At 72.4% G+C, this 20,983-nt stretch carries 22 protein-coding genes and 1 pseudogene; 7 read left to right on the top strand and 16 right to left on the bottom strand.

Annotated features, from left to right (window positions below):
* Positions 1-55 precede the first annotated feature (55 nt).
* The 5 genes from VNM44_RS00640 (at position 56) to VNM44_RS00620 (ending at position 4,737) form a co-directional block, all read left to right on the top strand.
* Positions 56-463, top strand: a complete 408-nt coding sequence (locus VNM44_RS00640) for a cyclic nucleotide-binding/CBS domain-containing protein (RefSeq protein ID WP_325621487.1) — start codon at positions 56-58, stop codon at positions 461-463.
* Entirely contained in the window at positions 460-1,893 is a 1,434-nt protein-coding gene (locus VNM44_RS00635) for an alpha/beta hydrolase (RefSeq protein ID WP_325621484.1), read from the top strand. Before VNM44_RS00640 ends, VNM44_RS00635 begins: the two co-directional genes overlap by 4 nt.
* Positions 1,894-1,996: 103 nt before the next feature.
* On the top strand, positions 1,997-2,716 hold the full coding sequence (locus tag VNM44_RS00630; RefSeq protein ID WP_325621483.1) for a hypothetical protein: 720 nt from the start codon (positions 1,997-1,999) through the stop codon (positions 2,714-2,716).
* Positions 2,717-2,802: 86 nt separating this feature from the next.
* Complete coding sequence (locus tag VNM44_RS00625) at positions 2,803-4,203, top strand: DUF4389 domain-containing protein (RefSeq protein WP_325621481.1); 1,401 nt, start codon at positions 2,803-2,805, stop codon at positions 4,201-4,203.
* A gap of 117 nt (positions 4,204-4,320) precedes the next feature.
* Positions 4,321-4,737 carry an Hsp20/alpha crystallin family protein gene (locus VNM44_RS00620; RefSeq protein ID WP_325621479.1) on the top strand — a complete coding sequence of 139 codons (417 nt, stop codon included), beginning with the start codon at positions 4,321-4,323 and terminating at the stop codon, positions 4,735-4,737.
* A gap of 90 nt (positions 4,738-4,827) precedes the next feature.
* Here VNM44_RS00620 and VNM44_RS00615 read toward each other — a convergent pair whose 3' ends face one another.
* From VNM44_RS00615 to VNM44_RS00590, 6 genes are all read right to left on the bottom strand, one after another.
* The gene (locus VNM44_RS00615; RefSeq protein WP_325621477.1) at positions 4,828-5,691 is read right to left on the bottom strand and encodes a universal stress protein; all 864 of its coding nucleotides are present in this window, start codon (positions 5,689-5,691) and stop codon (positions 4,828-4,830) included.
* Positions 5,692-6,240 carry a hypothetical protein gene (locus VNM44_RS00610; protein WP_325621475.1) on the bottom strand — a complete coding sequence of 183 codons (549 nt, stop codon included), beginning with the start codon at positions 6,238-6,240 and terminating at the stop codon, positions 5,692-5,694.
* Between the two features lie 58 nt (positions 6,241-6,298).
* Complete coding sequence (locus VNM44_RS00605; RefSeq protein WP_325621473.1) at positions 6,299-6,994, bottom strand: CBS domain-containing protein; 696 nt, start codon at positions 6,992-6,994, stop codon at positions 6,299-6,301.
* Positions 6,995-7,025: 31 nt separating this feature from the next.
* Positions 7,026-8,678 carry a CBS domain-containing protein gene (locus VNM44_RS00600; protein ID WP_325621469.1) on the bottom strand — a complete coding sequence of 551 codons (1,653 nt, stop codon included), beginning with the start codon at positions 8,676-8,678 and terminating at the stop codon, positions 7,026-7,028.
* A gap of 414 nt (positions 8,679-9,092) precedes the next feature.
* The gene (locus VNM44_RS00595; RefSeq protein ID WP_325621467.1) at positions 9,093-11,012 is read right to left on the bottom strand and encodes a hypothetical protein; all 1,920 of its coding nucleotides are present in this window, start codon (positions 11,010-11,012) and stop codon (positions 9,093-9,095) included.
* A 52-nt stretch (positions 11,013-11,064) separates the two neighbouring features.
* A complete protein-coding gene (locus VNM44_RS00590; RefSeq protein ID WP_325621465.1) occupies positions 11,065-12,186 on the bottom strand; it encodes a hypothetical protein in 1,122 nt (373 codons plus the stop codon).
* A 65-nt stretch (positions 12,187-12,251) separates the two neighbouring features.
* Here VNM44_RS00590 and VNM44_RS00585 point away from each other — a divergent pair, with 65 nt between their 5' ends.
* Positions 12,252-13,181 (top strand): sucrase ferredoxin, encoded by a 930-nt coding sequence (locus VNM44_RS00585; RefSeq protein ID WP_325621463.1) that lies wholly within the window; start codon positions 12,252-12,254, stop codon positions 13,179-13,181.
* A 3-nt stretch (positions 13,182-13,184) separates the two neighbouring features.
* On the opposite strand, the gene VNM44_RS00580 is transcribed toward VNM44_RS00585, so the two are convergent.
* From VNM44_RS00580 to VNM44_RS00540, 9 genes are all read right to left on the bottom strand, one after another.
* A complete protein-coding gene (locus tag VNM44_RS00580; protein ID WP_325621461.1) occupies positions 13,185-14,396 on the bottom strand; it encodes a cupin domain-containing protein in 1,212 nt (403 codons plus the stop codon).
* Positions 14,356-14,529, bottom strand: a complete 174-nt coding sequence (locus tag VNM44_RS00575) for a hypothetical protein (protein ID WP_325621459.1) — start codon at positions 14,527-14,529, stop codon at positions 14,356-14,358. The genes VNM44_RS00580 and VNM44_RS00575 overlap by 41 nt, the downstream gene beginning before the upstream one ends.
* Positions 14,530-14,563: 34 nt before the next feature.
* The gene (locus VNM44_RS00570; protein WP_325621457.1) at positions 14,564-14,704 is read right to left on the bottom strand and encodes a hypothetical protein; all 141 of its coding nucleotides are present in this window, start codon (positions 14,702-14,704) and stop codon (positions 14,564-14,566) included.
* A 57-nt stretch (positions 14,705-14,761) separates the two neighbouring features.
* Positions 14,762-15,817: a YihY/virulence factor BrkB family protein gene (locus VNM44_RS00565; RefSeq protein WP_325621456.1), complete on the bottom strand. Its 1,056-nt coding sequence runs from the start codon at positions 15,815-15,817 to the stop codon at positions 14,762-14,764.
* Between the two features lie 186 nt (positions 15,818-16,003).
* Entirely contained in the window at positions 16,004-16,735 is a 732-nt protein-coding gene (locus VNM44_RS00560) for an intradiol ring-cleavage dioxygenase (RefSeq protein ID WP_325621454.1), read from the bottom strand.
* A gap of 136 nt (positions 16,736-16,871) precedes the next feature.
* The gene (locus VNM44_RS00555) at positions 16,872-18,263 is read right to left on the bottom strand and encodes a HAMP domain-containing sensor histidine kinase (RefSeq protein ID WP_325621451.1); all 1,392 of its coding nucleotides are present in this window, start codon (positions 18,261-18,263) and stop codon (positions 16,872-16,874) included.
* Between the two features lie 3 nt (positions 18,264-18,266).
* Positions 18,267-18,968: a response regulator transcription factor gene (locus VNM44_RS00550; protein ID WP_325621449.1), complete on the bottom strand. Its 702-nt coding sequence runs from the start codon at positions 18,966-18,968 to the stop codon at positions 18,267-18,269.
* Positions 18,969-19,037: 69 nt separating this feature from the next.
* Positions 19,038-19,349: a GNAT family N-acetyltransferase gene (locus VNM44_RS00545; RefSeq protein ID WP_325621447.1), complete on the bottom strand. Its 312-nt coding sequence runs from the start codon at positions 19,347-19,349 to the stop codon at positions 19,038-19,040.
* Positions 19,350-19,356: 7 nt separating this feature from the next.
* Positions 19,357-19,746 carry a cupin domain-containing protein gene (locus VNM44_RS00540; protein WP_325621445.1) on the bottom strand — a complete coding sequence of 130 codons (390 nt, stop codon included), beginning with the start codon at positions 19,744-19,746 and terminating at the stop codon, positions 19,357-19,359.
* Positions 19,747-19,823: 77 nt separating this feature from the next.
* On the opposite strand from VNM44_RS00540, the gene VNM44_RS00535 reads away from it, so the two are divergent.
* Positions 19,824-20,582, top strand: a complete 759-nt coding sequence (locus VNM44_RS00535; protein WP_325621443.1) for an MBL fold metallo-hydrolase — start codon at positions 19,824-19,826, stop codon at positions 20,580-20,582.
* On the opposite strand, the pseudogene VNM44_RS00530 reads toward VNM44_RS00535, so the two are convergent.
* Positions 20,579-20,983 (bottom strand): annotated as a pseudogene (locus VNM44_RS00530) (SHOCT domain-containing protein); the annotation flags it as partial. The gene VNM44_RS00535 and the pseudogene VNM44_RS00530 sit on opposite strands and share 4 nt — an antisense overlap.

The following is a 20,983-nucleotide window of genomic DNA, read 5'->3' as shown; positions in this document are numbered from 1 at the left end:
CTTGTGGCGGCTCATGGAAGGGGTTGCGATGAAGGGCACGCGAACAACGAGCGAAGTGACCGGTCTCAACGGAACGACGGTGCGGGAAGCGATGCACGAGGGCGTCCTGTCCTGCCCGACCTGGACACCGCTCTCGATGGTCGCCGAGCTGATGGCCGGCAATGGGGTGCACTGCGTCGTCGTCACCGACGAGAACGACGCAACGGTCTGGGGCGTGGTCTCCGACCTCGACCTCGTCGCGGCTGCGGGCGTCCGCGACCTCGACGCGCAGTCGGCAGGCGGCTCGGCGGCGACCCCGGCGCTCGCCATCTCGCCCGACGACACCCTGCACCGGGCCGCCCAGATGATGACGGAGCACGCGGCCGCCCACCTCCTCGTCGTCGACGAGGAGTCGAGGACGCCCGTCGGTGTGCTCTCGACGCTCGACATCGCGCGCCTGCTCGCAGATCGTTCACGCGGATGAGCCTCCGCGCCGAGCGCATGGCGTTGGGCGCCCGCCGGCGCGGGCTCGTCCTGGCCGCGGCGCTCGGGCTCGCGCTCGTGCCGCTCGGCGGTGCGGGGACCCGGGAGCTTCCGCTCCGTCCCTGCACGCTGACGGGGTCGGTCGAGGCGCGGTGCGGGACGTTCAGCGTGCCGGAGAACCGCGCCCTCGAGGGCGGCAGGACGATCGCACTCCGTGTCGCGGTCATCCCGGCGCGTGACGGCGGGTCCCGGCCCGACCCGATCGTCTACCTCGCGGGCGGGCCGGGCGGCTCGGCCGTCGACGGCGCTCTCGGGATCCAGCAGGTCTTCGCCTCGGCCAACGAGAGCCGCGACATCGTCCTCGTCGACCAGCGCGGGAGCGGACGGTCGAATGCCCTCGAGTGCCCCGTGCCGAAGAAGCCGCTCGGCGCGAGCGCGTCAGCGGTGCGCGCGGATGTCAAGGCGTGCCTTGCACGATTCGACGTGGATGCGGCCCGGTACACGACCGTGCCGGCGATGGAGGATCTCGCCGAGGTGATCCGGGCGCTCGGCTACGACCAGGTCGACGTCTACGGCGGCTCGTACGGAGCGACCGCAGCGCAGTACCTGCTCGTCCAGCACCCCGAGCTCGTGCGGACGGCGATCCTCGACGGCGGCACGCTGCTCGACGTCCCCATCTTCGAGCGCTGGGGCCCGAACGGCGAGCGGGCGCTCCGATCGATCCTGGCGCGTTGTGCAACGACCCCGCGCTGCGCACGGGCGTTCCCGCGCGTCCGCAGCGAGGTCTTCGAGATGATGGCGACGCTGCGCAAGGCTCCCGTCCGCGCCCTCGGCGTCGTGATCCGGCCGGCGCAGGCCGCCGGGACCCTGCAGACGCTCACCCGCTCGCCGGAGGGCGCCGCCCAGATCCCCTGGATCGCGCACCGAGCCGTGAAGGGCGACTGGTCGCCGCTCGTCCTGTCGATGGACGAGCACGGAACGGCAGGCGTCGAGACGCGGCGGCTGATGTTCTGGTCGATCGTCTGCAACGAGCCGTGGGCCCGGCGGAGCCCGGCGCGAACGCGTGCCGCGAGCCGCGGGACCTACCTCGCAGAGCGGACCGAGCTCGACGCAACGGGCACGTCCGTCGTCTGCTCGGTATGGCCGAAGGCGCCCCAGCCGGCGTGGTCGAAGGCACGCGTGCGCACGGACGTACCCGTCCTCCTCGTCGTCGGGGGCGACGACCCGCAGGACCCGCTCGCGAACGTACGAGGCGCGCGCGCCGTGATGCCGCAGAGCCGCACGGTGGTGGTCCCGCACGCGGGCCACGGCGCCGTCCAGCTCGGCTGTCTCCCGCGACTCGCCCACCAGTTCATCGAGCGCGGCACGGCCGTCGGCCTCGACACGAGCTGCGCCGCGCGGTACACGCCGCCGCCGTTCGTCATTCGCTGATCCGCGCCGGGCCCGTGGAACGGTGGAACCCCGCACGCGATCTGCCGCCGCCTACGGATGGCCACGGCCGCGTGGCATGGGACGCTCGCTCCAAGGAGGAGTTATGAGCACGCACTCGATCCCTCACGCGGCCACGCGGCCCGAGGCGGACCGCACGGCCCGCGTTTCTCCCCACTGGACCTGGCTCCTGCGCGGCCTCGCGGTCGGTTTCGTCGTCCCGTACGTCCTGACCGACCTGCTCGACCTGAACCGCGACCTGTTCTACGGCCTGTACGCGCTCGCCGTGGCGGCCCTCGTCGCCGCATGGGCGCGCTCGACGGGCTACGACCTCGCAGCCGCCGTCCGCCGGAGATGGCCCGTGGCCCTGGCGCTCGGGGTGCTGTGCGCGGGCCTGCTGACGATCATGGTCGTCCGCGCGGAGGATGCAACCACACGGCCGGACGGCATCCAGCTCGCAGCCGCAGTGCTGTGGCGAGGAGTGCTGTACGGGGCAACCGACGGCCTGCTGCTCTCGGCCTTCCCGATCCTCGTCGTCTTCGCGGCGTTCGCGGGCAGCCGGCTGCGGCAACGACTCGCGGGCACGCTGGTCGTCGGCGCCGTCGCGCTACTGGCATCGCTCGCGATGACTGCCGTGTACCACGCCGGGTACAGCGATTTCCGTTCGACGAAGGTCGCCAGGCCGATCGCCGGCGACGTCGTCTGGAGCATTCCCACGCTCCTGACCCTGAACCCGATCGGCGCACCGATCGCGCATGCCGGCATGCACGTCTCCGCGGTGCTGCACAGCTACGAGACGGAGACGTTCCTGCCGCCCCACAAGTGAAAGCAACGGAGATGCTCGCCGCGGCAGGCGTTTGACGACTCGCCGCCGCGGTGGGCATGCTCTCCACCCCGCAGGAGGTTCGATCGATGTCGGCCCGCAGCACGTATCCGGTGCACGTCGAGGGCACGCTCGACCCGCAGCTGAGCCGCTGGCTCTGGCTCGTCAAGTGGCTGCTCGCGATCCCGCACTACATCGTGCTCGCGTTCCTCTGGGCCGCGTTCTTCCTGCTCGGCGTCGTCGCCTTCTTCGCGATCCTCTTCACCGCGCGCTACCCGAAGGCGATCTTCGACTTCAACGTGGGCGTGCTCCGCTGGACGTGGCGCGTCGGCTTCTACACCTTCGGCGCGCTCGGCACGGACCGCTATCCGCCCTTCACGCTCGACGACGTGCCGGACTACCCGGCGCGTCTCGCGGTGGACTATCCCGGCCCGCTCTCGCGCGGCCTCGTCCTCGTGAAGTGGTGGCTGCTCGCCATCCCGCAGTACCTCGTCGTCAGCGTCATCGCGGGCGGGGGCGGCTGGCTCGCGTGGCGGGGCGAGGACTGGTCGTGGAGCTGGGGCGGCGGCCTGATCGGGCTGCTCGTCCTCTTCGCCGGCGCCGCGCTTCTCTTCACCGGGCGCTACCCACGCGGTCTCTTCGATCTCGTCGTCGGCCTCGACCGCTGGGTGTTCCGCGTCCTCGGCTACGCGTCGCTGATGACGGACGCCTATCCGCCGTTCCGGCTCGACCAGGGCGGCTCCGACCCGGGCGCGCCCGCCGGTGAGCAGCTCGTGCTCGAGGAATCGGGAGCGGTCGCCGCGACCGAACCCGGCGCCGGCGCGCGGGGACGCTGGAGCGGCGGCCGGATCGCGCTGCTCGCGGTCGGCTCGGTCATCGGGCTCGTCTCGCTGGGCACGCTCGCCGCCGGCGTGGGCGCGCTCGCGATCGACTGGACGCAACGCGAGGAGGGGTTCGTCACGAGCCCGAGGCACGTGTACTCGACGCCGACGTACGCCCTCGTCTCGGAGACGGCCGACCTCGACGGGCCCGACTGGGCCTGGAACGACCTCGTCGGCACCGTCCGGATCCAGGGCCGCAGCGACGACCCGGTATTCCTCGGGATCGGCCCCGATGCGGACGTCGAGCGGTACCTCGCCGACGTGGGGCACGAGGTGGTCCACGACATCGGCCACAACATCGGCGGTGACGAGAACGACCGCCGGCCGGGCGGCGCGCCCGCGACGCCGCCAGGCGAGCAGACGTTCTGGGCGGCGTCGGCGCAGGGGACCGGCCGCGTGAACCTCGACTGGGACCCGGAGAACGGGCACTGGGCAGTCGTCGTGATGAACGCCGACGGCTCCCGCTTCGTCGACGCGACCCTCAGCATCGGCGCCGAGCTCGACGCGCTGCCGTGGGTCGGGGTCTCGCTCCTCGGCGTGGGCCTGCTGCTCGCGCTTCTCGCCGCCGGGCTGATCTACGTGTCGCTGCCGAAGTCGCGCGCGCCGTGATCGGTCCGCGCGAGGCCGTGAGACCGTAGTTCCCCGCAACCGCGCTGCACGCCTCACGGATGCGTCGTGCCGCGGGCGTTGCTTGCCTTCGCGTGCCAAGCGAAGGGAGGTGTTCCCATGGCACTCGTTCGCTGGAGCCCGTTCCACGATCTCGACACCGTGGACCGCCGCATGCGCCGCATGCTCGACCAGGTCGGGATCGTCCCGGCGTGGCCGGCCGCCGACGTCTACGAGTCGAACGGGGAGTACATCTACGAGCTCGAGGTGCCCGGCTACGACGAGCACGATCTCGCCGTCGAGGTGCGCGACCACGTCCTCACCGTTCGCGGGGAGAAGACCGAGACGAAGGAGGAGAAGGAGAAGACCTTCTTCCTCAACGAGCGGCTCGCGAAGACGTTCGAGCGCCGCTTCGAGCTGCCCACCGAGGCGCTCACCGAGGAGGTGGCCGCCGAGTTCAGGCAGGGCGTGCTCGTCGTCCACGCGCCGAAAGCGGCGGAGGCGAAGCCCCGCACGATCGAGATCGCCGCGAAGTAGAGCGTCCGGGGGACCCGCGGTCCGCCGCGGTGACGCTCACACGAGGGCCGCGACCTGGGTTCGCGGCCCTCCCTCTTCGGCTGAGGCGCCTCAGGCTTCGCGCACGACGACCGCCACACCGCGCGCATTGGCCGCGCAGTGCAGGCTCACCGATCCGAGGAGGAGGCTCTTGAAGCCGCCGCGGCCGCGGGAGCCGACGACGAGCAGGTCGTCTCCGGCGATGTCGACAAGCGCGCGGCCGGCGGACGCGAGCACCACCTCGCCCGTGACCTCGACTCCCTCGGGGGCGGCCGCACGCACCTCCTCGACCACGCGCCCCGCATCCCCGGCCAGCGCGTTCCGGTATTCGAGGGCGATCTCGGCGCTCGAGAAGCCCGCCGCCGCAAGCGTCCACGGCTCCTCGTAGGCGGACACGGCGTGCACGGGAACGGAGCGGAGCTTCGCCTCCGCGAAGGCCCACTGGATCGCGCCGCTCGCCCCCGGAGAGCCGTCGACGCCCACGACAACGCGTGACCCGAGCGCCCGCTCGGCCTTGTGCACGACGGCGACGGGGCACTGCGCGTGGTGGAGCACTCCCTGGGAGACGGATCCGAGCAGGGGACCCGCGACGCTGCCGCGACCGCGGGAGCCGACGACGACCAGGGCGGCGCCCGCCGACCGCTCGACGAGCGCTCCCGCCGCGTCGCCCTGGACGACCTCGACCTCGACGGAGGCCTCCGAGGACGCCTCCTCGACCGACTGCGCGAGCTCCGCCGCCGTCCCCTCGGCGAGCCCGTCGCGGACGACCTGGTAGGCCGGCATGATCCCGACGCCGGTCGTCGTGAGCGGCGGGATGCTCCAGGCGCGCACCGCGGTGACGCGCGCGCCGCGGAGCGCCGCCTCGGAGAGGGCGAAGCGAAGCGCCTCTCGGCCGTGATCCGAGCCGTCGACGCCGGCGACGACGACGCCCGCCATCTACGACCCTGGAATCACGCCGTCGCAGGAATCCGCGTCCGAGAACGCCTGCTTCAGCTCGTCGTCCGAGTCGCGCAGGGCGCCGAGCTCGTCGAGCGTCGAGGAAAGCTGCGTCGAGATGTTCGCGACCGTCGACGAGACCGTCGAGGCGGCAGCGAGCAGGCCCTGGACGTCGGAGACGCCCTCGACGGCGCCCTTGATCGTCTCGACGTCCGACTGGAGGCTTGTCGCGAGCGAGTCGACGGCCGCCTTGGCCTCGTCGCCGCTCGTCGTGTCGGGCGCACCGAGCCCTTTCACCGTGTCGATCATCGTCCTCGTCGTCGCCTCCGCGTCGGCCGCGGCCTGCTCGAGACCGTCACGTGTGGGGTTGGACGTGAGCGTCGACGCGGTCGTCGCGATCGAGTTGCGCCACGTGTTGACCGCGGTGCAGAGGTCGCCCGCCCACTGTGTCGACGCCGAGACTTGGTTGTCGTCGCCGCCGCAGCCCGCCGCCGCCAGCACCGCGCCGGCGAGGAGGGTCGCTCCGAGTGCCCGTACCCGTCCGTTCACGCTCGCCTCCTCCCTGGCCGATCGCGCCTTCTCCAGGGACGACGATACGTGGTGAGCTCTACGCGCGCGCCTCTCCTCCGACCGGATGCCCCTTGCGGTCGACCGGCCACGACAGCTCGGAGCGGATGCCGACCACACCGGGCACCAGGGGGATGCGCTTCTCGAGGAGCTCGGCCTCGAGCTCGGTGTCGACCTGGCCGCGCAGGACGACCTCTCCGCGCTCCACCTCGACCTCGAGGCGGTTCGCGTCGATCCAGAGCATGCGGCCGGCGACGTTCTCGCGAATCTCCCGGGCGATGTCCTCGTCGCTCCGGGTGAAGAGCCTGACGAGATCCGCTCGCGTGACGATGCCGACGAGGGCGCCGTCCTCCACGACGGGCAGGCGGTTCATGCCGCGGTCGACCATCATGCGAGCCGCCTCGCCGATCGGCGTGTCCGCCTCGACCGTGACCGCCGGAGACGTCATCGCCTCGCCCGCCGTGTGGGCGCGCAGCTTCGCGATGTCGGGCGCGCTCGCGGTGTCGACGAGCCAGGCGAACAGGCCGCCCGACACGTGCCGCGGACCGCCTTGCTTGACGAGGAGGTCCGCCTCGCTGAGGACTCCCACGACGGCGCCGTTCGCGTCGCAGACCGGGACACCGGAGATCCCGCGCTCGGAGAGCAGGACGGCGACGTCCTTGATGGGCGTGTCCGGCGTCACCGAGAGGACATCGCTCGTCATCACCGACCGCACCTCGACTGCGTTGCGTCTCATCCTCACTCCTTCACTCGTGTCGAAAGACCGCTCAGAAGCCCAACCCGACGGACAACCGCTCGGGATGGCGCTGCAGGCGGGTGACGTCTCGGAGGCCGACCATGCCGACCGGCCGCCCGCCCTCGACGACGGGCAGGTGATGGACACCGTACTCCGTCATCAGCGCTTCGGCGGCGTCGAGCGTCGTGGTCGGCTCGACGGCGACCGGCTGGGCGGTCATCCACTGGCCGACGGGCGCGCGGGACGGATTGACGTCGCTCGCGACGGCACGCAGGACGTCGCGCGCGGTCAGGATCCCGACGAGCCGCTCGTCGTCGCCGACGACGAGGACCGAGCCGTCGTCGTGCCGGCGCATCGTGCGGACCACGTCGTCGAGCGCCGTCGCGCCCGTGACGAGCAGCGGGTCCCGCCGCATCACCGCCGCCACCGTCCGTGGGCCGGCGCCGTCCGACGAGGGCCCGAGGAGCACGTCCGGCGCCGTCGTGGCGAACCGCTCGAGTCGGCCGGCGTCGAGCGGCAAGTCGACGGACAGGCCGCCGGGAGGCGGCGCGAGGTCGGCGACCGGAACCTCGCCGGTCAGAGAAGCGAGGAACGGCGCCAGTCGACGCCCGACGATCTTCGTCGGCGGCCACCAGATCGGCGACGCGCTCGCCCAGTCGGGCTCGTGGCCCGAGAGATCGCGCCGGAGGTACTGCGGCTCGTTGCCGGTGAGGAGGAGGCCGCGCAGGACCGGCCGGAACGGATGCGGGACGAGGGAGGCGCCGGCCAGCACCGCGATCGCCTCCGCGGCGGCCACCGCCTGCTGGGCGGCGATACCGCCCTGCTTGATCGGGAAGCTCGTGATGTCGCCGGCGGCGAACACCGCCTCGGCGCCGCGCACACCGCAGTGCTCGTCGACGGAGACGAAGCCCTCGACCGTCTGCGGGATGCCGTCGATCTTCTGCCCGCGCAGCCGTGGCAGCGCGACGACGCGGTCCGCCGGGACGGCCCCGCCGGAGAGGGAGAGCAGCTTGCCGTCGGCGAGCGCGACGGGCGAGACGCCTCCCACGAACTCGACGGCGGCCTCGTCGAGCAGGCCTCGGACGGCCTCGCTCGCGGAATGGCCGAAGAGCTGGAGCGGCTCGGCCTCCGGTGTGACGATGCCGAGCTCGACGCCGTAGATGCCGACCGCGGAGAGGTGTGCGGCCGTCATCAGGGCGAGCTCGTAGGCCGGGAGCGCCCAGGTGGCGCCCCACGGCACGGCGAACGCGACCTTGGCGACCTCCCCACGCTCGATCTCACCGAGGAGCTCGCGCATCCGGGGGCTGTCGGCCGGACCGCGGAACGTCAGCGCCCCGGCGACCGCCGGCTCGGGCACGGCGCCGCAGGCGAGCAGCAGCGCGTCGTAGCGCAGGACGGCGTCGCTCGCGGTCCGGGCCTCGCGGCGGTCGACGTCGACACCCGTCAGCGAGCCGAGGGTGACGAACGCGCCGATGCCTTCCGCCAGCTGGCCGAGATCGAAGTGCCGGACCTCGCCGAGGTCGAACGGCTCGGCGACCGCGACCGGGCGGTACCAGAAGCTCGGCTCGGGCGCCAGGAGCTCCACGCGAATGCGGCCTTCTCCGAGCTCCCGCAGGGTGAGCGCGGCCTCGAGGGCCGCCACCCCGCCGCCCGCGATCACGACCGAGAACGAGTCTGCTTCCACGTTTCGATGGTGCGAGGCGGCGTACCGATCGTCATCGGGGAAAGAGCGTGCTCTCGGCCGGGTTTCTACGGATCGCCCGGAGAGCCGGCCCGCCGCCGCGGGGGACGGCCGGCGACGGGCTCGAGGAGGGCACCCGGTCGTGTCGACCCGGACGCGCAGCGCGGCGACTCGGAGTGGGCGGCGGTGTCAGTACTCCGCCGCCCTTCGATCGCGGGCCCCGGCTTCGGAAGCCGTGACCCGGGCGAGATCTCCGAGCCTTAGGGGGGAGGCGCCCGTCATGTCATACCGCGACCCTCGGCGCAGCGCCCATCCACAGGACCGTCGAGGAAGTCGCCGCAAACTGCGTACGAAACGGGGCGCCTTTCCACACGTTGCCCACAGGCGACACGGAGGCCTGGGGAGAAGCGCGGACCGTCAGGTCGGGCGGATGGAGATCTCCGCCGGCAGCTCGCGCCGCACGTCGGCCGGCTCGAGCTCCTCCCGGACCCGGGCGTCGAAGTAGACGTAGCACGTCACGAGTGCGACGAACGGAAGCGTGATGGCGTACACGATCCCTGCCACGAGGTTCAGGAGCGCGAGCGACGAGTTCGAGACGAAGATCAGGAGCGCGCCGATGAGCGGCCCCGCGAGCAGCGCGATCAGCCCTCCGAGGCCCACGAGCGAGCCGACGCGGAGCCACCGCCCGCGAACGAGCTCCGCACTGCGACGGAGCGCGCCGAGCGCGCCGCGATCCTCGAGCTCGACGGCGGGCGCGAGCAGCGACCAGCGGACGACGAGCCAGATCGCGACCGGGAGCAGCACGACACTCGTCGCGAGCAGGATCCACATCGCGACGGCGACCGCGACGGCGCCGAGCAGCGGACGTAGCTTCGCGAGTGTCAACCTGTACGCGGCCGTCGGGGACAGAGTACGGCCGGCATCGAGCTCCACGAGCGCGCACGCCGTGGCGGCCTGGACGAGCCCGAGCCCGAGCAGCGTCAGGGTCGTTCCCACGACGACCGCGAGCCACGCAAAGAGGCCCGCCAGGTCACCCGTCACGCTCCCGGCCGCCTCGAGGCCGGTGACGAGGAGCCACTGGAGCACGGTCACGATCAGCACGATCGGGATCAGCAGGAGGCCGAGCCCGACGAACAGCCCCGGCCGGGCCACGTACATGCGGGCCGACGCCGAGAGGACCTGACCCCAGCTCCGGCGATGCGCGATCCGGAGCGGCGCGACCGGCGTCCACGTCGCCCGGATCACGGCGAAGGCGAGGAGCCCGAGGACGGCGGCGATCGCGAGCAGCGTCGCGCCCGGGTTGCGGAGCAGCCGGATCAACGTCTCGGAGCCGCGCTCGACGCCGGCGCAGAACACGTCGGTCGCACCCGTGCCGAGGATCCCCCCGGTGGGGACGGCATAGCTGCGGTCGCGCCATCCTTCCGCCCATTCGATTGGCGCCGTCCACTGCGTCTTCAGGTTCGGCCCCGTCGGGCCGTTGAAGAACGCCTTCTGGAGCTCGCCCCACCGCCCTTCGAACGTGATCCACGGGTACGCGTCGGCGGCGGACGGAGCGTTGCTCGGGATCGTCCGCACGCTCGGGTGGACCTCGCGATGCGGCCCGCGGGTGTCGTCGCACCCGACGCCGGCCTCGGCCGAGCTGCCGACGTAGAGCGCTTCGGTGTACTTGTTCGCGTGCGACCCCGCGGCCGGGAAGACGACGGGGTGCGTCCCGTCGACGACCTCGAGCTTGTCGTCGCCCCACACCGCGCGCTCGGCGCCCTCGTGAGAGCTGTAGCCGACCTCGACCGGATGCTCGGCGGTGAGCGCCGCCTCCGCGTCCTCTCCGTCGAAGACGAGCTGGATCATCTCCCAGTCGCCCTCGTGCGTGTTGTTGAAGTCGTTGAACGCGTAGAAGAACCAGTACTGGAGGGCGACCTTGCCGGGGAACGCGGGATCGGTGGCCACGTGGGCGTAGACCGTCGGTGTCGATCCCTCGGTGATGCGTCGCGACCACCGCTCGTAGTCGCACCCCGCCTGGAGCGGGTTTCCCGGGAAGTCGAGGTGATACTCGTAGAGCCCGGCGAGGTCCTTCGCCGTCGGCGCGATCTTCACGAGGTCCGTGTTGTTCCAGGGGCCGCGGAGCGCCACGGTCGGCTCGCCGAACAGCCGGTCGACGTCCATCGGCTCGTACGGCTCACCCGGGCCGCATTCCTCGGGTTGCTCGACGAGACGGACGACGGGCGCGTACCGCTCTGCGAGCGCCTGCTCGTCGCGGAGGTCGGCGGCGGCGGCCGGCGCGAGCGCGAGCACGAGCGCGAGGGCGCCGAGGATCCCGATCCCGCACCGGCGCCTCATCGCGCGGGATCCTCTCACACCCCCCGGCCGCGCCGACCGGCCGGCTCAGGTCTCAGACGGCGTAGCGGAGGATCCCCGCGGCGGCACCACCGCCGGGCACGTCCTCGCGGCGCACGGCCAGCACGCGCCCGCCGTTGAGCCAGACGCGCCGTGCGATCTCGTCGACGACGCCGTACGCGACGGCGTCGTCCTCCTCGGCGAAGGTCACCGCGCCGGAGTCCTCGTCCACCGTGCCCGGGACGACGTCGTCGATGTCGACGAGCACCGTGTCCACCGCGCCGAACGTCGCCGCGCGCGCGAGGTCCACGACGTCCTGCGCGGTGCGGCCCTGAGACGCGCGCCGCTCGTACAGCTCGCGGACCCTCTCGAGCTCGGCCGCGTAGACCGTGTCGAGCACGGTGCGCGCCCCTGCGACGAGCTCCGTGTCGGAGCTGGCCTCCGGGCTCCCCGGGACGCTCTGCGGCGCGAGGTGTGGATACGTGTTGACCGAGCGGTAGATCGAGTCCAGCGGCTCGGTGGCCGCCAGCACGAGCGGGACGTCGAGCCCGGCGAGCATCGGGCGAAGCGCGCGGTCGACCTCGCGGCAGTACTGCCGCATCCGCACCTTCTGGCCCTCCGCGCCCTGGAGCGCGCCGCGGGGAGCACGGTCGGCGATCGACGCCATCCCGGCAGCGCTCGCGACGTCCGACGGAAGATCGGGAACGTCGACCTCCCACGGCCCGACCTCGGGACCGACCTCGAGCAGGCGAACCGAGCCCTGTGCAAGCGCGAGCAGGAACGCCACCTGCGGAAACGTCACCGCGCGCAGCAGCGGCTTCAGGTGGAACCGGTCGGCGACCTGGACCTGCGCCACGAGCCGGTTGGGAAGGCGGAACGACACGAGCGACCGCGGCGTCGCGAAGACGGCGAGGCTGCGCGCCTGATGGCGCCAGAACGTCTCGTCGGAGTCGAGCGACGCGAGCTGCTCAGCGATCGCATCGGCATCCGCCTTCGGCGTGCCCGCCTCCTCGAGCTGCCGCACGGCCTCGGCAGCGAGGTTCTTGAGCTCGATCCGCTCGGCCTCGCCCGGAGACGCGGGGTCGGTCGGGACGTAGATCGAGACGCTTGCCGCGTCGCGGCCGGCGAGGAGGGCGTCGATCTCGGCACGGCTCGGAATGTCGGTGTGGAGGTTCACGGGCCTCCTCTCGCAGCATGTGGGACGGGATCAGGGGCTCCCTGACAGGAGGCTACCCTGGCTCGATGGCCCACGGCTCCGAGGGACGTCGTCCTTTCTGCTCTGCGACCTCGCTCGCGCGCGAGGAACCGCTCGCGGCGACCGCGAGCCGGATCGACCACTGGATCCTGATCGAGTACCGCGGAGCGTGGCAACGCGACGTGCTCGGCGGCAGCCTTCTCTCACCGAGGCTCAAGGCCCATCTCCGCGAACAGCTCGCGCTTCTGCGCCCGTCGAGGCTGCTCTTCGTCAAGCAGCCGGAGCGCCGGGCCGAGCACGGCCGGCGCGTCTTCCTCGCGACCTCGACTCCGGGCGAGGAGCAGCTGGTCGGGCTCGAGGTCGAGCACCAGGACGACCTCCACGACGTCGACCTCGCGAGCACGTTGCAGGGCAGTCCCGGCATCGGTGACGCCGTTCGGCAGCCGCTCCTCGTCGTCTGCACCCACGGCAAGCGCGATCGCTGCTGCGCCCGGCACGGGCGTCCGCTCTACGACGCTCTCCGTGCCGCTGCGCCGCCGGGCGAGGTCTGGCAGTCGACGCACGTCGGCGGCGATCGCTTCGCCGGGAACCTCGTCGCGCTCCCACAGGGCCTCTACTTCGGCCGTGTCGGCCCCGAGGAGGTGGAGCCGGTGCTCGCGTCGCTCGCTTCCGGGGACGTCGACCTCGACCGCTATCGCGGCCGGAGCGCCTACTCGTTCCCGGTGCAGGCCGCCGAGCAGGCCGTGCGGACGTCCGAGGGCCTCCTCGGCATCGACGACCTCCGCCTCGTAGGGTCGCAGCGCCGGGACGAGAACCGGTGGCGGGTTCGCTTCCGGACGCCCGACGAGGCGGTACACGAGCTCGACGTCGAGGCCGTCCCCGGCGAGGAGCCTTTCTCCCTCACATGCGACGCGACCGAGCCGCGCGCCCCACGCCACTACCGCGTCACCGAGCGCCGCGTGCGTACCCCGCGGTAGCGCCTACTCTCGCTCGACGACGAGCCGGAGGAAGCCCTCGCGGACGAGACGGCGGGCGAGCACGACGCGCCCCTCGTCGTCGAGCTCGCCGGGAAGCTCGGAGACGCGGAACGGCTCCTCGCTCTCGTAGCACGCCCGCAGCTCCTCGCCCGCATGGGGCGGGAAGCGGAGCTCCTTGCCCTCGAAGACGAGCGCCGGTCCCTCCGGCGGCTCCTCGAGGTCGGCGATCACGGTCTCGCGCCGCTCGAGGAGCGTCTCGGGGCCGAGTGTCTCGAGCGCCCGGAGCTGGGTCAGGCCGTCCTCGCGGATCGGCCGGCGCGTCTCGACGAAGCGACGCCTGCGTCGACGCTCGACGAGCTCGGGGTCGAGCGCGACCGCAAGCGCGTCGTCCAGGCCGTCGCCGTCGCCCGTGCCGATGTCGCGCCGGAGCGCCGGCTCCCGCTCCAGTGCCGCGAGCCCGTCGCGGGCGGCATCGACCCACGTGTGCGCGGTGATTCCGATCGTCAGGTGGAGCGAGTCCGTGTCGGACGTCTCGGCCTCGTGGAGCCAGCCCCTCGGCAGGTAGAGCGTGTCCCCGGCGCGCAGCACGAGCTCGTCGGTCGCCTCTCCGTGCTCACCGAGCGCCTTCGAATACCGCTGGTGCTTGAGCGGGAGCTCGAGCAGCGGGTCGTAGAGCCGCCAGCGCTTCTCGCCCGCGACCTGGAGCACGAGCACGTCGTGTGTGTCGTGGTGAACCGCAAAGCCCTGCGACCCGCGCGGCGTGTAGTAGGAGTTGACCTGGACCGGCCGGTCGAGCGCCCCCTCGAGCAGGCGACAGAAGACCGCGAGCGGATGCCAGTTGACGTGGAGGGCCTGCAGCACGATCGTGGCGCCCGCCTCCCACTCGGCGACGACGCGCATCACGTCCGCCGTCTTCGTGAACGGCGGCCTCCACGACACGTCACGGGCGTAGGAGGCGATGTCGATCTGGGCGCCCTCGCGGACGAGGCGGAACGCCGGGTAGCGGATCGCCGTCGCGCAGACGAGGCGCTCGACGTCCGCCTCCGAGAGGAGATCGTCGAAGCGCCCCGGCTCGTCGCGCGGCACCACGAGCGGTCGCCGCTCCCAGTGCTCGGAGAAGAACGTCTCGGCGTCGACGGGATCGAGGCAGCGCGCCAGCGCCGCCGCGGCCGCCCTACGCGGCGTCGGTGTCGTCCGCGTCGGCGTCGCCGGCATCCGAGTCTCCGGCGTCGGAGTCGTCCGAGTCGCCGTCGGTCGTGTCGGTGTCGTCGCCGTCGGCGTCAGCCTGAGGGTCGAAGCGCTTGCCCGCCTCGATCGTCTGGATCTCGTCGTCGCGCAGCGTGCTCATCCGTACCTCCCTGGTCGAGGACTGCCTACCTACGCTATCGCGCCGCGCAAGGCGCGCGCCAGAACGACCAGATCACGGGAACGAGCAGCACTGCGACGACGCCGTAGAGCGCCATCAGCGGTAGGCCGAGCTTCCGGTAGTCGCCGAAGCGCTGGCCGCCCGGTGCCAGCACCATCCGGTTCGCCGGGGTCGCGACGGGGGTCGGGAGCGCTGCGGCGGAGGACGCGATCGATTATCGATCTTTGTCGCCGGACCGAGACGTGGTCAACCGGGGCGGCTCGCCTTCGCTCGCCGGCGTCCGCTCGGGCGGCTTCTGATGGACGAAGAGGCCGAGCACCGCGCGCCGCACCTGCATGCGCAGCGGCTCCGGCGGCCCCTCCGCCGGCGGCGCCGACCAGGCGGCCGCGACCTCCGCCCCGAAGAGGACCGCGGACGCGTAGAGATACACCGAGTAGAGAAATACGAGCACCACCGTGATCGAGCCGTAGATCACGGAGAGCTCGGCCAGCCGGTCGTACACGAACGCCGATGCGGCGGAGATGACGAGAAGAAGGATCCCGGTCACCATCCCTCCGGCGACCGCATCGCCGAAGCGCAACCGGCGCGAGGGCACGAAGCGGTAGAGGAGCATCACGACCGCGGTCGTCACGAGCAGCGGGACGGCGGCGCGCAGGAGCTCCGCGAGGAGCCCGCCCTCGAAGCCGACGACACTCGCGGCACCGTCGACGAAGCGCGTCACCACCTGGGCCGCGACGGCGACGGCGATCATGACGATGACGAGCGCGCCGGCCCCGGCCACAAGGAGCAGGTCGACGAGCTTTCCCCGCACCGCCGGTCGGCCGCGGTCGACCCGCAGGGCAGCCTCCAGCCCCATGCGGAGCGACGCCATCATCCCCGTCGCGGCCCAGAAGAAGAGGAGAAGCGAGAGGATCCCGACGGCGCTCGTCGGGCTCGCGAGCCGGGTGATCGCCTCCTCCACCGTGTTCGAGCCCTCTTCGGTCACCGGCAACCAGCCCACGATCCGGTCGACCACCTCCGCACGCCGGGCGTCGTTCCGCAACACGAGGCCCACGATCGAGACGAGCACGATCGCGAGCGGCGCGAGCGAGAAGAGGACGCGGTACGCAATTCCCGCGGCGTGCTGGCCGAGCCGGTCTCGGAAGTAGCCGTCGATCGCCGCGGGGACGACCCGAACGAGGTTGCGCAGGAGCCCACGCAGGATGGCGTACGGCGAGTGGGCGAGGCGCGCGAGCCAGGGTCGCTGCTCGGGGGCGCGCGCCTCGGCCATCGGCGCGAGTGTAGGGCTCTAGGCTTGCGCGGTGCTTGCGGCCGAGATGCCCCAGCGGCACGTGCTCCTGCTCGTCCTGGGCCTGCTCGCCCTTCGCAGCCGCCGTCGAGCAGTGGCGTTGCGCGCTCGGCCCTGAGTCCGAAGAACGTGTGGCTCCGTCGCGGCGCCGCCGGTGCGCGTGCCGCTCTACGAGCGGGTGATCCCCATCGTGATGCGCCCGACGTAGCCGCTCTTGCTCCTGGCGAGCTTCAGCATCGACTTCGAGCCGCCGTTCCGAAAGATCGAGTCGGTCGCGTTCCGCGTGTCGCGGTTCGGGCGCCGGCTGTACGGCGTGCGCCGGAAGACGGCGTCGGTGAGCCGTTCCGGGAAGAAGAGCTGGCCGGTGTGCAGGACGTTCCCGCCGGCCGAGACCTGGACGTGGATGTGCACCGTCCGGCCGGAATACCACCCCGGATAGACCGTCGTGAACCGCGCGACGCCGTTGCGGTCGGTTCGCTGGATCCCGCGCATGAACGTCTCGCCCTCGGTCCCCTCCTGCGCGAAGCCCGAATACGTCCCACCGGCGTCGCAGTGCCAGACGTCGACGGCCGCACCGCGGATCGGCTTGCACGTCGACACGTCGACCACGGTCGTTGCGAGCTCGAGCCGAGTTCCCGGCCTGCCCTCGCGGATGTCGCGACGCACCTTGTCGCCGTCGAGGATGAACGGGCCGGCCGTCATCTCGGGCGTCAGCACGCACGTGACGAGCCCCGAGGCGACCGCCGCGGGCCCACTCCCGGCTGCGTGGGCGATCTCGCCGTCGACCGCCGCGAGGACGCCGCCCGCGCCCAGCGCGGCCGCCGCGATCCCTCCGAGGCCGAGGAGCGAGTCGCGCCGGGTAAGCGTCGTCTCGTCGCGCGGATCGTCGTCGTCGATCATGGTTTCTCCTCCCGGTCCGGCTCGGTGATGGTGCGCTTCATCGTGCCTGTCCCTCTCATCACGGCCATGAAACCGAGGCGCGCCGGGGCGGCTCTGTGAACCGGCTGGGAGCCGGCTGTGGACGTCGCAGCGCCGATCAGTCGCCGTCGGCGAGCGGCAGCGAGATCTCGAACGTCGCGCCGTCGCCCGGCTGCGAGCGCGCCGAGACGTGCCCGCCGTGCGCCTCGGCGACCGCGGCGACGATCGAGAGTCCGAGGCCGACGCCCCCGCTCGCCCGGGCGCGCGACGAGTCGACGCGGTAGAAGCGCTCGAAGACGTGCTCGAGGTGCTCCGCGTCGAGCCCGGGGCCGCTGTCGCGCACCGCGATCGCCGCCGCCCCGTTCCGCCGGCGCACCGAGATCGCCACGGGCGTGCCCGGCGGAGTGTGAGCGCGCACGTTCGCGAGGAGGTTGTCCAAGATCTGGCGCAAGCGGTCGCGGTCTCCGATCACCACCGCCGGGTCGGCGTCCAGCTCGATCCGACGATCCGCGTCGACGGCCTGCGCCGTCTCGACCGCCTCGCCCACGACCTCGTCGAGCTGGACCCGGTCGCGCGCGAGCGGCCGGCCGTCGTCGAGGCGCGCGAGGAGGAGCAGGTCGTCGACGAGGAGGCTCATGCGCTCGGATTCCCGGCTGATGCCCGTCATCGAGCGCTCGAGGTCGTCGGGCCGGGTCGCGGCGCCGCGCTCGAAGAGCTCCGCGTAGGCGCGCACCGCGGCGAGCGGCGTCCGCAGCTCGTGCGAGGCGTCGGCGACGAAGCGGCGCAGCTTGCGCTCGGAGGCCTCGCGGGCGCGGAATGCAGACTCGATCTGCGCGAGCATGGCGTTGAGCGACAGCCCGAGCCGGCCCACCTCCGTCCGGTCCTCGGCCCGCTCGACCCTGCGCGAAAGATCGCCGGCGGCGATCGCCGCCGCCGTGCCCTCGATCGCGTCGAGCGGACGCAGCCCGACTCGCACGAGCCAGAGCCCGAGGGCGGCGATCCCCGCGAGCACGAAGGCGGTCACGACCAACTCGATCAGGAGCAGCCGGTCGAGGGTCGAGGCGACGTCGGCGAGCGACGTCGAGACGACGAGCATCGCCCGTGCCCCCTCCTCCACGGAGGCCCGCACGCGGTAGCTGCCGCCGTCCTGCCCGGGGACCGTGAAGTAGCGCACCGCTTCGCGGCCGTCGCCGCCCGTCGGCGGGAGAATCGTGCCGGGCAGCTTCGGGGCCGGCTCGCCCTCGCCGGGGATCACGATCGTCGGCAGGGTGACGAGCACGGTCGTCCCGTCGGCAGAGCGCACCTGCACCGCGACGCCGGGCGGACCTGCACGCTCGCCTCCGGGCCTGCGGATCGAGTGCGCGCTGTCCTCGAGTGAGCTGTCCGTACGGTCGACGAGAAACGAGCTGAGCGCGCGGTAGGTGGCGACGTCCGCCGCCACGAGCCCGACGGCCGCGACGACGAGAACCGCCAGCAGGAGCCTCGCTCGCAGCGACAGCCGCTGGAGCATGCGTCATGCCTCCAGCATGTAGCCCGCCTGGCGCACCGTCTTGATGAGCGGCGGGCCGGCGGCGTCGAGCTTGCGGCGGAGGTAGGAGACGTAGGTCTCGACGACGTTCGAGTTGCCGCGGAAGTCGTAGCGCCACACGTTCTGCAGGATCTGGCCCTTCGAGAGCACGCGCCGCGGGTTCAAGAGGAAGAAGCGGAGGAGCGCGAACTCGGTCGCCGTGAGCTGGACCGGCGTCTCGCCGCGGAAGACCTCGTGGCGCGCCTCGTCGAGGACGAGGTCGCCGTAGCGGAGGACGTCCCCGGGCAGCTCGCCGGCTGTCCGCCGCAGGATCGCGTGCACGCGCGCCACGACCTCCGCGAGCGAGAACGGCTTCGTCACGTAGTCGTCCCCACCGGCCCGGAGCGCCTCGACCTTGTGCTCGACTCCGTCCTTCGCCGTCAGGAACAGGATCGCGTTCCGGTGCCCGCGCTCACGCAGCCGGCGCCCGACCTCGATGCCCTCGACGTCCGGAAGCATCCAGTCGAGCACGATCAGGTCCGGGTCGAAGCGGGCGACCGCCGAGAGCGCCTCGCGCCCCGTTGCCGCCTCCTCGACCTCGAAGCCCTCGTAGCGCAGGGCGGTCGCGACGGCGTCGACGATCGAGCCCTCGTCGTCGACGACGAGGATCCTCGCGGGGCTTCCGTTCGTCTCGCGGATGCCGCCCACGCTCGAACACTGCCTGGCGATCCTGTGAACCGTCTGAGAATCGATGCGCCGCGGGCCGAGGCGGCTCGCTCACTCCCAGCGGGGCGGATTCGACTCCACGAGATCGGCGTACTCGGGGTGCCGCTCGAGGTACGAGAGCACGAACGGGCACACCGGAGCGACCTTGAGGCCGCGGGCGCGGATGTCGTCGAGTGCGCCGCGGACGAGCCGCGAGCCCAGCCCCTGCCCCTCGACGGCCTCTGCGACCTCCGTGTGGATCAGGAGGACGAGCCCCGGTTCGACCGCATACCGGATCTGCCCCATGACGTCGGCGCCGCGCCGAAGCTCGTAGCGGAGCTCCGCCGGGTTGTCGACGACCGTGAGCTCCGCTCCGGCGCTCACGCCGTCGTCAATGCTCGGCCGCCAGCGCGTCCGCCTTGGTCCGGTGAACGGTGCCGTCGGGATGCTCCGGGGGCGAGTACAGCGAGTAGACCTTGAGCTTCCCCGAGCCGGTGTTGACGACGTTGTGCCAGCTCCCCGACGGGACGATGATCGCCCAGTCGTCCGCGACCTCGTGGACCTCTTCGGGTGAGCCCTCGCTGCCACCGAGCTCGACGCGGGCGGTGCCCGACTCGATCCGGAGGAACTGGTCGTGCCCGTGGTGGACTTCTCCGCCGATGTCGTCCCCCGGCTCGATGCTCATCACCGTCAGCTGCGTGTGCTCGCCCGTGAACACGACCGTGCGGAAGGTCTCGTTCGAGAGCGTCTCCTGCTCGATGTTGCCGACCCAGCCGGGCATCGTCTCCTCCTCCGCTCGTGGAACGCTTTGTGCGTCCACGTCCTTTTACCCGACGCGGTGGGCCTACCATCGCCTCGATGGCGGATGCGACAGAGGTGCGCTGGATCGGGCACTCGACGGTGCTGATCTCGCTCGACGGCGTGCGGCTGCTCACCGACCCGCTGCTGCGGCTGTTCGTCAAGCACCTGCGGCGCCGGGCGCCGGTGCACCCCGACGCGCTACGGCCGGTCGACGCCGTGCTGCTCTCGCACGCACACCACGACCATCTCGACCTCGGGTCGCTCTACCGGATCGCCACGAAGACCCCGCTCGTCGTGCCGCGCGGGATCGGCCGGATCCTCGGCCGGCGGGGTTTCCGGGACGTGACGGAGCTGGACGTCGGAGAGACGCTCGCGATCGGCGCGGTCGAGGTCGAGGCGACGTTCGCGGCGCACGACGGCTCGAGGCCGCCGTATCCGGAGCGCGCGCCGGCCCTCGGCTATGCGGTGCGCGGCTCGCGCCGCATCTACTTCCCCGGCGACACGGCGCTCTTCCCCGAGATGGACGGGCTCGTGCCGGAGCTGGACCTCGCGTTGATCCCGATCTGGGGCTGGGGGCCGACGCTCGGCCGCGGCGCGCACATGGATCCCGGGCAGGGCGCCGAGGCGCTTGCGCTGCTCCGCCCGCGCATCGCCGTCCCCATCCACTGGGGCACGTACGCACCGGTGCACCTGGGGCTCCGCCGGCAGCCGGCGTTCCTCGCGGAGCCGCAGGCGACGTTCGTCGAGGCGGCCGCCCGAGAGGCGCCCGAGGTCGACGTCCGCGTGCTCGCGCCGGGCGAGGCGCTCGAGCTCTAACCCGACGTCCCCGCCCCGAGCAAGCGCCCCTTCGCAGCGGCGTACTCCTCCTCGGTGAGCAGCTCGTCCGACCGCAGGCGCGCGAGGCGCTCGAGCTCCTCGACCTGCGTCGTCTGCTCGGTCGCCGCCGGCCGGCGGAACGGCATCGAGAGCTGCGGCCGTCCGGCCTCGCCGCCCTCGGCCTCGTACTCGGCGACGGCCTGGCGCCGCGCGATCTCGAACCCGGCACAGGCGAGCACGGCGAGGATCGCCGCCACCAGGAAGCGCTGCAGCGGGAGCGCCCAGATCACGAGCAGAAGCACGGCCGCGAACACGCCCCACGCGAGGCCAGGGCGGGCAAGCCACGGCCCGAGCCAGCGTCGTGTCCCGGCGGCGCGCGTCCCCTCGCCGGTTACCCAGGC

It is taken from the genome of Gaiella sp. (assembly GCF_035558935.1).
Classification (GTDB): Bacteria; Actinomycetota; Thermoleophilia; order Gaiellales; family Gaiellaceae; genus Gaiella.
This window is presented reverse-complemented; position numbering and strand designations above follow the sequence as displayed.